The organism is Halpernia sp. (genome assembly GCF_048269545.1).
Classification (GTDB): Bacteria; Bacteroidota; Bacteroidia; order Flavobacteriales; family Weeksellaceae; genus Halpernia.
Map to the genome: position 1 here is coordinate 13,607 of NZ_JBLXIJ010000011.1, position 13,660 is coordinate 27,266.

Annotated in this window: 11 protein-coding genes; 9 read left to right on the plus strand and 2 right to left on the minus strand. The window is 30.2% G+C overall.

Translation table 11 applies throughout. From position 1 onward, the window contains the following. Nucleotides 1–324: 324 nt before the first annotated feature. Nucleotides 325–1,188: an aldo/keto reductase gene (locus ACN0WB_RS10735; protein WP_417431630.1), complete on the minus strand. Its 864-nt coding sequence runs from the start codon at nt 1,186–1,188 to the stop codon at nt 325–327. 121 nt (nt 1,189–1,309) lie between these two features. Here ACN0WB_RS10735 and ACN0WB_RS10740 point away from each other — a divergent pair, with 121 nt between their 5' ends. The 9 genes from ACN0WB_RS10740 (at nt 1,310) to ACN0WB_RS10780 (ending at nt 11,071) form a co-directional block, all read left to right on the plus strand. Then, nucleotides 1,310–1,732, plus strand: coding sequence for a DUF6157 family protein (locus ACN0WB_RS10740; RefSeq protein ID WP_417431632.1), 423 nt, complete (start codon nt 1,310–1,312; stop codon nt 1,730–1,732). 38 nt (nt 1,733–1,770) lie between these two features. Continuing rightward, nucleotides 1,771–2,166, plus strand: coding sequence for an acyl-CoA thioesterase (locus tag ACN0WB_RS10745; RefSeq protein ID WP_417431634.1), 396 nt, complete (start codon nt 1,771–1,773; stop codon nt 2,164–2,166). After that, nucleotides 2,163–2,726, plus strand: a complete 564-nt coding sequence (locus ACN0WB_RS10750) for a helix-turn-helix domain-containing protein (protein ID WP_417431636.1) — start codon at nt 2,163–2,165, stop codon at nt 2,724–2,726. The genes ACN0WB_RS10745 and ACN0WB_RS10750 overlap by 4 nt, the downstream gene beginning before the upstream one ends. Nucleotides 2,727–2,840: 114 nt before the next feature. Further along, nucleotides 2,841–5,681 (plus strand): heavy metal translocating P-type ATPase, encoded by a 2,841-nt coding sequence (locus tag ACN0WB_RS10755; protein ID WP_417431638.1) that lies wholly within the window; start codon nt 2,841–2,843, stop codon nt 5,679–5,681. Between the two features lie 66 nt (nt 5,682–5,747). Beyond that, a complete protein-coding gene (locus ACN0WB_RS10760) occupies nt 5,748–5,885 on the plus strand; it encodes a dodecin family protein (protein WP_417431640.1) in 138 nt (45 codons plus the stop codon). 233 nt (nt 5,886–6,118) lie between these two features. Continuing rightward, nucleotides 6,119–6,781, plus strand: coding sequence for a YggS family pyridoxal phosphate-dependent enzyme (locus ACN0WB_RS10765; protein WP_417431642.1), 663 nt, complete (start codon nt 6,119–6,121; stop codon nt 6,779–6,781). 62 nt (nt 6,782–6,843) lie between these two features. Then, nucleotides 6,844–8,031 carry a sigma-54-dependent transcriptional regulator gene (locus ACN0WB_RS10770; protein ID WP_417431644.1) on the plus strand — a complete coding sequence of 396 codons (1,188 nt, stop codon included), beginning with the start codon at nt 6,844–6,846 and terminating at the stop codon, nt 8,029–8,031. Nucleotides 8,032–8,185: 154 nt separating this feature from the next. Further along, nucleotides 8,186–9,550 (plus strand): MATE family efflux transporter, encoded by a 1,365-nt coding sequence (locus tag ACN0WB_RS10775; RefSeq protein WP_417431646.1) that lies wholly within the window; start codon nt 8,186–8,188, stop codon nt 9,548–9,550. Nucleotides 9,551–9,553: 3 nt separating this feature from the next. After that, the gene (locus tag ACN0WB_RS10780; RefSeq protein ID WP_417431648.1) at nt 9,554–11,071 is read left to right on the plus strand and encodes a GNAT family N-acetyltransferase; all 1,518 of its coding nucleotides are present in this window, start codon (nt 9,554–9,556) and stop codon (nt 11,069–11,071) included. A gap of 60 nt (nt 11,072–11,131) precedes the next feature. Here the strand turns inward: ACN0WB_RS10780 and ACN0WB_RS10785 are convergent, their stop codons facing one another. After that, nucleotides 11,132–13,309 (minus strand): TonB-dependent receptor plug domain-containing protein, encoded by a 2,178-nt coding sequence (locus ACN0WB_RS10785; protein WP_417431688.1) that lies wholly within the window; start codon nt 13,307–13,309, stop codon nt 11,132–11,134. Between the last annotated feature and the right edge of the window lie 351 nt (nt 13,310–13,660).

A 13,660-nucleotide genomic window follows, 5' to 3' on the forward strand; every position in this document is an offset into this window, starting at 1 on the left:
CTGTATATATAAGGAAAAGCAACAAATACTGAACAAATATTGATTTCAAATATAAACAGGTGCAAGATACAACTTATATTAATATCTACAATATTTATTTTTAATCCTTACTTTAATCATAAAAAATATTATAATTCTAAAATTATAATTTGGAGCGAGACGTTTCTTTATCCTTTAGAAGATTGTTCCCGCTGTCCATTACAATCTTTTTTTAATTTGTAGGAATTCGCCTTTGGCGAGTTAATTGAAAAAAAAAAGGATTTCCATTTCCATCGGGGCTAAAATCGGAGGATTTTTTCTATTTCGACAGGAAGTAAATAATTTTTAATCTACTTCTTTTCCGTGTGAAGTTTCTAATAATTTAAACCAATCTTCATTTTCCAAATTTATTTCTAAAGCCAATTTTGCATTTTTTATATTTTCAGTTTTAGAAGTTCCCAAAACAGGCAATATTTTCGCAGGATGTTTTAAAAGAAATGCCAATAAAAGTTGATCTTCCAAACAATTATATTTTTCACAAAGATTCTGCAATACAGATTTTATCCTCAAATTTTTATCAGAACTTTCACTAAAATAATTTCCAAGAGGAGACCAAACCATGGGCGAAAGTTTTTTCATCATCAATTGATCTAAAGTTCCGTCATAAAAAGCTTTGGTTTCAATTAAAGAACATTCAATTTGATTGGTTATTAAAGGAAAATATTGATTAATTAAATCAAACTGAGAAACTGAGAAATTACTCACTCCAAATTCTTTCACTTTCTCTTCACTTTTCAATTGATTAAAAGTTTCGGCAATTTCTTCAGAATGCATTAAAGGAGAAGGTCTATGCAAAAGTAAAACGTCTAAAAAATCTGTTTTTAAATTTTGCAAACTTTTCTCAACAGATTTTAAAATATGTTCTTTAGAATAATTGTACGCTTTTACTTTATGATTTCGATTTTCACAAGGCATTTCAATGCCACATTTGGAAATAAGCTGGAGTAAATTTCTCTCTAGAGACATTTCATTTAATGCCTTTCCAAACAATTCTTCTGTAGTGTAATTGCCATAAATATCCGCACAATCAAAAGTCGTTAAACCTTCTACTATTGAAGTTTCGATTAATTTTTGAACTTGTGCAACGCTGAAATTTGCACCCCAAATTCCCCATCGCATTGTTCCAATTATTAAAGGTGAAAATTTCATTTATTTTATTATTTAAATTGTATTATGCTTTAAAAAAGACTATTTCCAAATTTACTTTCGTTATTTTTGTACTGAAAAATTTTGCTATTTTTAGTATGAAATTTATACAAATTTACATAAAATGAAAACGCACAAACACACTACAAATTATAAAAATACTTTTATTGAAGTTGCGGAAGATTGTCCGGTTTCTATTGCCGAAATTCCACCCATAAAAAGGAACAAAACTTTAGCAAATATGCAATATGAATTAATCTCAGAAAATCCATATCAATTTACTTCTGACGAAATTATGCTTCATTGCTATATTTTAAAAAATAATATTCCCAAAAATGAAAGAGAGCAAGTAAAAAAAGATTTTTTTTCTAAAGGACAAGCTTGTTTCCGAAGTTCTGCATTAGCGAAACGTTATGGCTTCGGAATTCATAATAATTCTGAAAAAAAAGTTGCAATTTTTCCTGTTGAAAGTGAAAATTATAAAATTTTACTGGAAGACGAAACTCTAACAAAGATAAAAGCAATGCGTTCAAAACGAGAAAAATAATTTCTCAAATAACAATTAATGTTGTTAAAAAAAATAAAATGAAATATCATACAAGAAAATGGGTAAAACCAGAAGATTTAAATCCTAATCAATCACTTTTTGGCGGCAGATTATTGCAGTGGATTGATGAAGAAGCGGCGCTCTACTCTATTATTCAATTAGAAAATAATAAAGTTGTAACCAAATATATTTCAGAAATCAACTTCATCAGTTCTGCAAAACAAGGCGATATTATAGAAATTGGAATTGAAGTTTTATCTTTTGGACATACTTCTTTAAACCTAAAATGTGAAGTGAGAAATAAAATGACGCATCAATCCATCATTACAGTGGATAAAATTGTAATGGTTTCTTTAGGTGAAAACGGAGCGCCAATTGCACATGGAAAGACACAAATAGAATATGCAAAAGACCGTCTAAATACTGAAATATGACAATTTTAATCAAAAATATGGTTTGTGAAAGATGCATATCCGCAGTTCAAAAAATATTTGATGATTATAAAATAAAATTAATTTCTATCTCTTTGGGTGAAGTTAAAACTGAATTTCCTATTTCTGAAAATCAATTGCAAACTATTGAAAGTCAATTATTAAACTTTGGTTTTGAGCGCATTAGAAATCCAACTTATCAACTTATTGATAAAATAAAAAGTTTAATAATTCAAAAAATAAGTGATTTGGATATTTCTGAAAATTTTCTACTTTCAGAATTTTTGAGCTCTAAATTAAATAAAGATTACAGTTCACTTTCAAAAACTTTTTCTCAACATGAAAATTTAAGATTAGAGCAATTTTTCATTCTACAAAAAATTGAAAAAGTAAAAGAATTACTCTCATATAATGAATTTCAACTCACAGAAATCGCAGGAAAACTGGGCTACAAAAGCGTTCAACATTTATCTACACAATTCAGAAATTCTACAGGTTACAGTCCGACTGAATTTAAAAATTTGAAAAATCCAGTCAGAAAACCACTTGATAAAGTTCAGTAATTCTATTTTTAAATTGGCCTAATTTTATTAAATCTGAATTCTATAACAATCATCCTTAAATATATAACAAACTTTAGCTTTTATTTCGGAAAATTGTAGATAATATATTAAATTATGAATCAACAATATAGAATTAAAGGAATGACTTGTTCGGGTTGTCAAAAAAAAATTTCTGAGAAACTCAATAGTCTAGAAAATATAAAAGCAGAAATTAATTTAGAAACGAAAATTGCGACCATCATTTCTGAAAATCCAATTAATCTTTCTGTTTTAAACTATGCTTTATCGGAAATTGGAAATTATAAATTAGAAACTTTAGATTCGCCAGAAAAAACGGTAAAACCTCAAGATAAAATCTCGCCTTCTTCCGTCTATTATTGCCCAATGGAATGTGAAGGTGAGAAACTTTATTTCCAACCCGGAAGATGCGCAACTTGCAATATGTTTCTCGTTCCGATTGAAGAAAGAGAAGATCAAAAAAACAAAAAGCAAGTTTATTCTAAAAGTAATTTACCGGAAAACTTTAAAGAAAAAATTGGTGAATTTTTTTGTCCCATGTTTTGTGAAAGTGATAAAACATATTCTTCAGATTCCGGCTGTCCGGTTTGTCACATGCACTTAGAAAAAATCACAGAGAATTTGGTTGAAAGTTCACAGTTGTCAGTTGACAGTAATTCTAAAAAAACGGAAAGCCATCAATCGACAACCGACAACCAAAATGCTGGAAAATATTATTGTCCGATGCATTGTGAAGGTGACAAAGTGTATGATTCAAATGTTGGTTGTCCGGTTTGTGGGATGGATCTCGTAAAATATCCAGAAAAGAAAAAAAATACGCAATACACTTGTCCAATGCATCCCGAAATTATCCAAAATGAACCGGGAAGTTGCCCAATTTGCGGAATGGATTTGATTCCAATTCCTACCAAAAATAATGAAGAAGAGGGAGATGAAACTTATAAAATATTGAAAAGAAAATTTTTTATCGCTTTAATATTTACCATTCCCGTTTTTATACTTTCTATGGGCGGAATGTTTATTAATTTTCCTTTTACTCATAAGACACAAGCTTATTTTGAATTGCTTTTAACTTTACCAGTTTTATTTTATGCAGGTTGGTTTCTTATTAAACGTGGGATAATTTCCTTTAAAACTTGGAATTTAAATATGTTTAGTTTAATTGCTTTAGGAAGTATGGCTGCTTTTATTTTCAGTTTGATTGCATTATTTTTTCCAAATATTTTACCACATCAAATTAAAGGGCATTCTGGAGAAATTCCTATTTATTTTGAAGCCGTAAGTGTGATTTTAACTTTGGTAATTTTAGGACAATTATTAGAAGCAAAAGCGCATCAAAAAACAGGAAATGCAATCCGTGAATTAATGAATCTTTCTTCTTCTACTGCACATTTAATTAAAAATAATTCTGAAATCACAGTTTCTTTAGATGAAATAAAAGTGGGCGATTTTCTCCGTGTAAAACCTGGTGAAAAAATTCCTGTAGATGGAAAAATTACCGAAGGAAATTCCACAATTGATGAAAGTATGATTACAGGAGAACCACTTCCTGTGGAGAAAAAAGAAAATGAAAAAGTAGTTTCTGGAACCATAAATGGCAACCAAAGTTTTTTAATGCAAGCGGAAAAAGTGGGTGATGAAACTTTGCTTTCGCACATTATAAAAATGGTAAATGAAGCAAGCCGAAGCAAAGCGCCGATTCAAAAACTGACGGATAAAGTGGCAAAAGTATTCGTTCCAACTGTAATTGGAATTGCAATTTTAACTTTTATTTTGTGGCAAATTCTTGGTCCAGAAGATAAAAAAACAATTTTTGCTTTTGTAAACGCAGTTGCAGTATTAATTGTGGCTTGTCCGTGTGCTCTTGGTTTAGCAACTCCGATGTCATTAATGGTTGGAATTGGTAAAGGTGCAAAAAATGGAATTTTAATAAAAAACGCAGAAGCATTAGAAGAATTGCATAAGATAAATGTTTTAATTACTGATAAAACTGGAACTTTAACAGAAGGAAAACCCAGTTTGGAACACATCGAAAGTATTGAAAATATTGATAAAAATCAATTATTAGAAATTGCGGCTTCCTTAAATCAAAATTCTGAACATCCTTTGTCTAAAGCGGTTTTGAATAAAGCAAAAGAAGAAAATTTAGAACTAAAAAAGATAGAACAATTTGAAAATATTTCTGGGAAAGGATTGATGGGAAAATTAAATGGAAAAAATGTTTTGCTCGGAAATGAAAATTTAATGACTTCAAATCACATAGAAATTCCTGAAAATTTAATACAAAAAGCCATCGAAATTCAAGAAAAAGCACACACCGTATCTTATGTTGCAGAAGATGGAAAAATTTTAGGTTTTGTAAGTTTTACGGATAAAATTAAAGAAAGTTCGAAAGACGCCATCGAATATTTATTGAAAAATAATGTGGAAGTCTTAATGATTACGGGAGATAACGAACATACAGCAAAAGCGGTTGCGAATTATTTAGGAATTAAAAAATACATTGCAAAAGCACTTCCGGAACATAAATTAAATGAAGTGAAAAAGCTTCAACAAGAAGGAAAAATTGTTGCAATGACGGGCGATGGAATTAATGATGCGCCTGCTCTTGCACAAGCAAATGTGGGAATAGCAATGGGAACTGGAACTGATGTGGCGATTGAAAGTGCAGAAATTACTTTGTTAAAAGGCAACATTTCTGGCGTTGCAAAAGCCAAAATTTTAAGTGAAAAATTATTAAGAAATATTAAAGAAAATTTATTCTTCGCCTTTTTCTATAATGTTTTGGGAATTCCGATTGCTGCAGGTTTGCTCTACCCTTTTTTTGGGATTTTATTATCACCGATGATTGCAGCTGCAGCAATGAGTTTTAGTTCTGTTTCTGTGATTTTAAATTCATTAAGATTGAACACAATTGATTTAAAAATTGAATCATAACTTTGTTAAACTGTCTTTAAAATATTTTAAAATCCTTAAATTTAAAACCAATCAAAAAATATTATTATGATAGTAAAAGTATTAGAAGTAATTGCGACTTCAGAAATAAGTTTCGATGACGCTATTAAAAATTCAGTAAAAGAAGTTTCTAAAACTGTGAAAAATATTGATAGCGTTTATGTGAAAGACCAAAATGCCATGTAAAAGATGGTGAAATAATTTCTTATGGCTGTGTTTGCAAAGTTTCTTTTAGAGTAGATTCTTAGGAAATTAAATTTACTGAAAATTAAAAACCATTTTGATATTTCAAAGTGGTTTTTTTAGTTATTAAAAATTATAATAATCATAGTTTGAATTCTAAAATTCATCTTTAAAATCGTAATTTTACATCTTTATTATCTTAAATAAATTCAATTTAAATTTTTATTTTAAAAATAATGCAAAACGACTTAGAAAACCAATATTTAAATATAAAAAATCAAATTCCGATTGGGATTCAATTGGTTGCAGTTTCTAAAAACCATTCCGTAGAACAAATTGAAATAGTTTATAATTTAAAACAAAAAGTTTTTGGTGAAAACAAAGTACAGGAATTGGTTGAGAAATATGAAGCGCTTCCTAAAGACATTGAGTGGCATCTCATAGGACATTTGCAAACTAATAAAGTAAAATATATTGCTCCTTTTGTGCACACAATTCAAAGTGTAGATTCTAAAAAAATTTTAATAGAAATAAATAAAGAAGCTTTAAAAAATAAAAGAATTATAAATGTTTTACTTCAAGTAAAAATCGCAGAAGAAGAGTCAAAATTTGGATTAAATATTTCAGAAGCAAAAGAAATTTATCAAGAATATTTAAATGAAAATTTCCCCAATATTAAAATTAATGGTTTAATGGGAATGGCAACTTTTACAGATAATAAAAACCAAGTAAAATCTGAGTTTTTAAAATTAAAAAAACTTTTTGATGAACTTAATCAATTGGGAAATTTAGAAACACTTTCTATGGGAATGAGCGATGATTTTAAACTTGCCATAGATTGTGGTGCAAATTCTGTAAGAATCGGCTCTTCTATTTTTGGAAAGAGACTTTATAACTAACCAAAGGAATGATTTTTGCAACTGCAAAACGAGATTAATTAATTTAAATTTAAAAAATTATAATGGCGCAAAAAATACTAATAGTTGAAGATGAACCGGCAATTGCAAATGGAATTCTAGAAACTTTGGAAGATGATTGGAAAGAATATGAATTTGTACTTGCTTCAAATGGTCTAGAAGCCTATAAATTATTAGAGAAAGAAGATTTTGAGTTGATAATTTCTGATATGAAAATGCCTAAACTTTCGGGCACAGAACTTTTAGCTCAAACTCTCAATCTAAAACCAGATACTACTTTTATAATGATTACTGCACACGGCGATATTGAAATTGCAGTAGATTGTTTAAAAAAAGGAGCGTATGATTTTATTTCAAAACCCATCGATGTTCACCGATTAATTACAAGTGTTAAAAATGCATTAAACAAGGAGACTTTAAAAAAGGAAAATCAAAATCTTCAAAAAGAAAATATGACGCTCAAAAAAAAAGTGAGCAAAAAATATCAAATGATTGGTGAATCTCCTGCTTTAAAAGAAATACAAAGTATTATTGATAAAGTTTCAGTTTCTGACGCAAGAGTTTTAATTACAGGTCCAAATGGCTCAGGAAAAGAATTAGTTGCACACGCAATTCACGCGCAAAGTGATAGAAATAAAGGACCAATGGTTGAAGTAAATTGTGCCGCAATCCCATCAGAATTAATAGAATCTGAACTTTTTGGTCATATGAAAGGATCATTTACCGGCGCTTTTAAAGACAAACAAGGAAAATTTGAATTGGCAAATGGAGGAACAATATTTTTAGATGAAGTTGGAGATATGAGTTTGAGCGCTCAAGCAAAAGTTTTGCGTGCGTTACAAGAAAAAAAAGTTTCTCCCGTTGGAAGCGATAAAGAGATAAAAGTAGATGTACGCGTTTTAGCGGCCACCAATAAAGATTTAAAAAAAGAAATAGAAGCAGGAAAATTTCGAGAAGATTTATTCCATCGGCTTTCTGTAATAGAAATTTCAGTACCTTCTTTAAATGACAGAACAAATGACATTCCTTTATTGGTAAAACATTTTTCTAAAATAATTTCAGAAGAACACGGTACACCAATTAAAAATTTCAGTGAAGATGCACTTGCTTCTTTACAAAAACTAAATTGGACGGGAAATATCCGTGAATTGCGAAATGTTGTAGAACGTTTGATGATTTTAGGCGAAAACCCAGTGACTTCAAATGACGTAGATGTTTTTGTGAGAAAATAATTTAGAATCTGCAGATTAAAATAATTCGAAATATCTTATAAAATTTGCCGTATTTTTGCGGCAAATTCTTTTTGATAATACTTAGATTTCTGATAGAAATTTTATCAATACAATAATAATTTTAATTAAAACTATTTTAAAATTTCTCTTAAAAATGCCATTTCTCAACAAAAAATATACAAAAGCAACACTTACTCTTGCTTTACCTGTGATGCTTACTCAAGTGGGGCAAGTTTCCGTAAATTTATTTGATAATATTATTGTCGGAAATCTTTTGGGAGCAGATGCATTGGCTTCAGTTTCTTTGGCAAATGGAGTATTTTTTTCAATATTTGTTTTTGCTTTGGGTTTTTCCTTTGCAATTCCGCCCTTGGTTTCCGAAGCGCATGCAACTAATAATCATAAACAAATTAACCGCGTATTTCGCCACGGATTCGTAATTAATATGGCAGTTGCGCTTTTATTAATGGCAATTTTATACGCTTGTTTACCGTTAATTTATCACTTAGATCAACCTCCTAAAATTCTTCCCGATACAATCAGTTATTTGAGTATTATGATTTTAACGATGATTCCATTTATGCTTTTCCAAACATTGCGTGAAGTTTCTGAAGGATTATCTTATACAATCGGCGTTACGAAAGCAACAATTGCCGCAAATGTGATAAATATTATTTTAAATTATACATTCATAAAAGGTCTTTTTGGGATTTCTCCTATGGGAGTTGATGGTTCTGCATGGGCAACTTTAATTGCAAGAATTTTCATGGTGGTTTTACTCTACTTTATTCTTCGAAAAAAGAATGTTACGAGACGTTATATTTTAGATTTTTCATTAAAATTAAAAAGTTTTTCAAAAGCGTTTTTTGAAAAAATGATTCGTCTTGGTTTTCCAACGGCTTTACAAATGTTTTTTGAGATTTCTGCTTTTGCAGCAGCGGCTTTTATTTGCGGTTTAATTTCTGCAAATGATATTGCATCGCACCAAATTGCTTTAAGTATGGCTTCATTTACTTTTAATTTATGTATTGGTTTTAGTGTGGCTTCAACAATAATGGTGGGTCGCAGAATTGGTGAAGGAGATTTTGTCGGCGTAAAAGCAGTTGGAATAAATAATATTAAAATTACTTTTATATTTATGTCTTTGTGTGGTGCTTTTTTTATTTTAGGACGACATATTTTACCGACCTTTTTTACTAAGAAAGAAGATGTAGATGTAATTTTATTAGCTTCAAAATTATTAATTGTGGCGGCACTTTTTCAGCTTTCAGATGGCGTTCAAGTTACAGCTTTAGGAAGTTTGCGAGGTTTGCAAGATGTTAAAATACCAAGTATTATTACGTTTATTGCATATTGGTTGATTACTTTACCACTTGGATATTTTCTTTGCGTAAGTTTAGAAATGGGCGCGCTTGGTATGTGGATTGCACTTGGGATTGGTTTAAGTATATCTGCAATTTTATTGGTTAGAAGATTTTTAAATTTAGCCGATAAAAAAATTAATTTTAAAAAGATTTAAAAAATGGAAATCAGCATAAGAAAATTAGAATATTCTGATTACGATGAATTGGTAAACGTAATGCGTGAAGCATATCCACAGATGAAAGAATATGTTTGGTCAAAAAAAAGTATTCAAAAATTAACAAACATATTTCCAGAAGGACAGATTTGCATTACTGTTGATGGAAAATTAGCAGCTGCGTGTTTATCAATCATTGTACAATATGAATTATTTGGTGACGATCACACTTACGCGGATATTACAGCAGATTACACCTTTAACACTCACACAAGTATTGGAAATGTTTTATATGGAATTGAAGTTTTTGTAGATCCAGAATTTAGAACTTTACGTTTGGGAAGAAGATTATATGATGCAAGAAAAGAATTGTGTGAACAATTAAATTTACGTTCAATAATTTTGGGTGGTAGAATTCCAAATTATTCCAAACACAGCCACGAACTTTCGCCAAGAGATTATATTTCAAAAGTTCGGGATAAAGAAATTTACGATCCCGTTTTAAGTTTTCAATTGTCAAATAATTTTCTTCCGATTAGAGTTTTAAAAAAATATTTACCAGAAGATGAAGCCTCAAAAGAAAATGCCGTTTTGCTTCAATGGAATAATATTTATTACAGCAAAAAGAATCTGAATACGATGCAAGACAGCGTCATTCGGCTTGGTTTGGTACAATGGCAAATGAGACATTTCAAAAATATTGATGAATTTTATAATCAAGTGGAATTTTTTGTAAATGTAATGGGCGATTATAAAGCGGATTTTGTTCTCTTTCCAGAATTATTTAATACGCCACTTTTAGCACCTTTTAATCATCTTTCAGAACGTGAAAGTATGTTTGAACTCGCCAAATTAACGGAAGAAATAAAAATGAGAATTTCTGATTTTGCCATCAGTTATAATGTGAATATCATTTCCGGAAGTATGCCTTTTGAAGAAAATGGCGAACTTTTTAATATTTCTTATTTAATGCATCGCGACGGCAAGATTGATGAATACAAGAAAATCCACATTACACCAAATGAAAAAAGATATTATGGAATGAAAGGAGGAAGTGAAATAAAAGCCTTCGATACGGATTGCGGAAAAATTGGTCTCATTATTTGTTACGATGTAGAATTCCCAGAATTACCGCGACTTCTCGCTGATCAAGGAATGAAAATTTTATTTGTTCCTTATCTTACTGACACGCAAAATGCGTACACAAGAGTTAGAAATTGCGCTGCAGCAAGAGCGATTGAAAATGAATGTTATGTGGCAATTGCAGGTTGCGTAGGGAATTTACCAGGCGTGAATAATATGGATATTCAGTTTGGTCAAGCCGCAGTTCTTACACCATCAGATTTTTCTTTCCCAACAAATGGCGTAAAAGGTGAAGCGACGCCAAACACGGAAATGACTTTGATTGTAGATGTTGATTTGAACCATTTAAAAGATTTGCATTACAATGGCGCAGTGAGAACGATTACAGATAGAAGGAAAGATTTGTATGATACGATTTCTTTGAATACTGAAAAATAAAAAAAATTCCCAAAACTGTAGTTTTGGAATTTTATTTAAATAGCGATTTTTAATATTAAGTTACAATTTAAATTCCAATTTCACATTAAAAAAACGCCCTGTCAAACGCACAGGAACTGGATATGAAAGTCCAGAATTAACGTCGCTTATCCATTGGTTTGCAACTGTATTATTAATGTTAAATGCATTAAAAATTTGAACGCCTAAAGTCAGTTCTTTAAAATTCCCCCAAAAACCGCCATTTACTTTATTGTCTTTTTGGTCAATAAAAACTTTGGACAAACCAATATCCACTCTTTTATAAGACGGTAAAGTTCTTTGATATTGATATGGATCGGTAAAAACTGGCGCTCCATTTGCTAAACCATTAGCGTAAGTTAAAGTTAAATTAACTCTCATTGAAGGAAATTTAGGCATATAATCTTGGTAAAATAAAGCAAATCTGAAACGTTGATCTGTCGGTCTCGGAATGTAACCTTTGTTATCAATATTTTCAAAAACTCTTGCGTAACTTGCAGATAACCAAGAATCAATTCCAGGAACAAATTCACCGAACAATCTCGCATCTAATCCGTAAGCATAACCCGTTGCATTATTTTTTCCTGCATATCTAATTCTAACATTATCTTGATAATAAGGAATTAAATCGGAGAATTTTTTATAATAAGCTTCTGTGGTTAATTTAAAAGGTCGATCCACCATTTTAAATTCATAATCATTTGCAAGAATTATTTGTATGGATTTTTGAGATTTTATATTAGAATTAAAGTTGCCTTGTAAATCTTTAATTTCCTTATAAAACGGCGCTTGATAATAAATCCCTCCCGAAAGTTTAAACAACATATCCATTTCCCAATTTGGTTTTATGGCAATTTGTGCGCGCGGCGAAATAATTGTTTCGTCATTAAAACTCCAGTGCGCAACTCTCGCTCCTGCGTTTACAAACATTTTATTTTCTCCCCAAAAGAATTTTTTTGAATATTGCGCATAAGCAGACATTCTGGTTGGTTGAATGTGATTTTCACCTTGAATGCTATATTTTAAATTCAATTGAGAAGCATCTAAAGTTCCAGGATTTACAAAATTTCTGGGTTTACTATAACCGATAGAATCTACTAATTGATATTCATTTGTTAAATCTTGCAAGTTTTCTTTTTCTAATTTAAAACCTACTTCATAATCTGTATTTACGTTGGGAGAATATTTTGCTTTAAATTGAGTTCCATACGTTTTTACCAATAAATCATTTCTGGCGTGATCAATTTGTCCACCCACATCGTAAGAAGTTACTGGATCTCCAGTAATTGGATCAAAAGTTTGCAATGCATAACCAGAAGCAATGGTATAATATTCTTTTTCTCGGTTTTGATAAGCAAAATTGTCCAGCGTAAATTTCCATTTTTTACTTGGTTTAAAAGAAATGGTGACCGTTCCCATCATATTTCTATATTGGTCATTTTCTTTTCCGCTGTAGCCAACTGTCAATTTTATGGGTTGAAGTATAGAACCAAAATCTACTTCTTTTTGTTTCGGAATGACTTCAAAATCATTTTTAGAATAATATCCTAAAAAAGAAAGAGACCATTTAGAATTAAAATCATAATTAATATAAGACTGGAAATCTTGGTATTGCGGATTAAAATCGGTGTCTTCATTTAAAGTATTCAAAACCAAATTGGTATTTCTGTAACGCGCCGAAAATAAAGCAGATAATTTTTTATTTTTAGATGCAAAACCTGTAGAAAGCCGCGCTCCAATTAAACTCACTTCACCAGACAATTCAAATTTTTGCGGTTGTCTGTAATAAATATTTAAACTTGATGACATTTTATCCCCATATTTTGGTTCAAAACCACCTGCAGAAAAGTTGATGTTTGAAACCATATCTGGATTAATAATACTCAATCCTTCTTGCAAAGAATTTCTAATTAAAAACGGTCTGTAAATCTCGATATCATTAATGTAAATTAAATTTTCATCAAAATTTCCACCTCGAACCATATATTGTGAACTCAATTCAGAATTGGAGTTTACAGAAGGTAATGTTTTTATTAAACCTTCTATTCCGCCTGAAAGTGAAGCCACTTGTTGCGCTTCTTTGGCAGAGATTTCTATTGAAGTAAGATCTGTAATTTTAGTTTTTGCTTTTCTTTGAAAAACAACTTCTTGAATTTGTCCTTCTTTTGCAATTCTCACAAAAAGCAAATTTACATTTTGTGTTTTAGGAGTAACTTTTATTGATTTTGTAAAAGCCTTGAAATTCTCCTTTTCTGCAGAAAGTATTTCCACGGTTTTTGCCAAAGGAATTTTCACAAAACCTGCTACATCTGTATTATAAGTTTGGTTGTTGTAAGAAACTTTCGCATCAGAAACAGGTTCTCCATTTTCATCTAAAATTTTAAGATTAATTTGTGAAAATGCCAAAAAAGGCACTATAAAAAGCAATAGAAGTTGAAGTTTTTTCAAGATAAAATTTTAAGCAACTAAAATAGGTAAAATTTTTAAATCTGTTAAAAAATTTTAACATTCTCCTTAAATTAAAGTCATTAAAATATGCTGAAAAATTGCCTCTTTCCTCGCCAAACTTAA

Excerpts from the sequence above, each read along its gene's own strand:
- ACN0WB_RS10735 (WP_417431630.1), bottom strand. The coding sequence starts at position 1,188 with ATGAAATTTTCACCTTTAATAATTGGAACAATGCGATGGGGAATTTGG.
- ACN0WB_RS10740 (WP_417431632.1), top strand. The coding sequence starts at position 1,310 with ATGAAAACGCACAAACACACTACAAATTATAAAAATACTTTTATTGAA.
- ACN0WB_RS10745 (WP_417431634.1), top strand. The coding sequence starts at position 1,771 with ATGAAATATCATACAAGAAAATGGGTAAAACCAGAAGATTTAAATCCT.
- ACN0WB_RS10750 (WP_417431636.1), top strand. The coding sequence starts at position 2,163 with ATGACAATTTTAATCAAAAATATGGTTTGTGAAAGATGCATATCCGCA.
- ACN0WB_RS10755 (WP_417431638.1), top strand. The coding sequence starts at position 2,841 with ATGAATCAACAATATAGAATTAAAGGAATGACTTGTTCGGGTTGTCAA.
- ACN0WB_RS10760 (WP_417431640.1), top strand. The coding sequence starts at position 5,748 with ATGATAGTAAAAGTATTAGAAGTAATTGCGACTTCAGAAATAAGTTTC.
- ACN0WB_RS10765 (WP_417431642.1), top strand. The coding sequence starts at position 6,119 with ATGCAAAACGACTTAGAAAACCAATATTTAAATATAAAAAATCAAATT.
- ACN0WB_RS10770 (WP_417431644.1), top strand. The coding sequence starts at position 6,844 with ATGGCGCAAAAAATACTAATAGTTGAAGATGAACCGGCAATTGCAAAT.
- ACN0WB_RS10775 (WP_417431646.1), top strand. The coding sequence starts at position 8,186 with ATGCCATTTCTCAACAAAAAATATACAAAAGCAACACTTACTCTTGCT.
- ACN0WB_RS10780 (WP_417431648.1), top strand. The coding sequence starts at position 9,554 with ATGGAAATCAGCATAAGAAAATTAGAATATTCTGATTACGATGAATTG.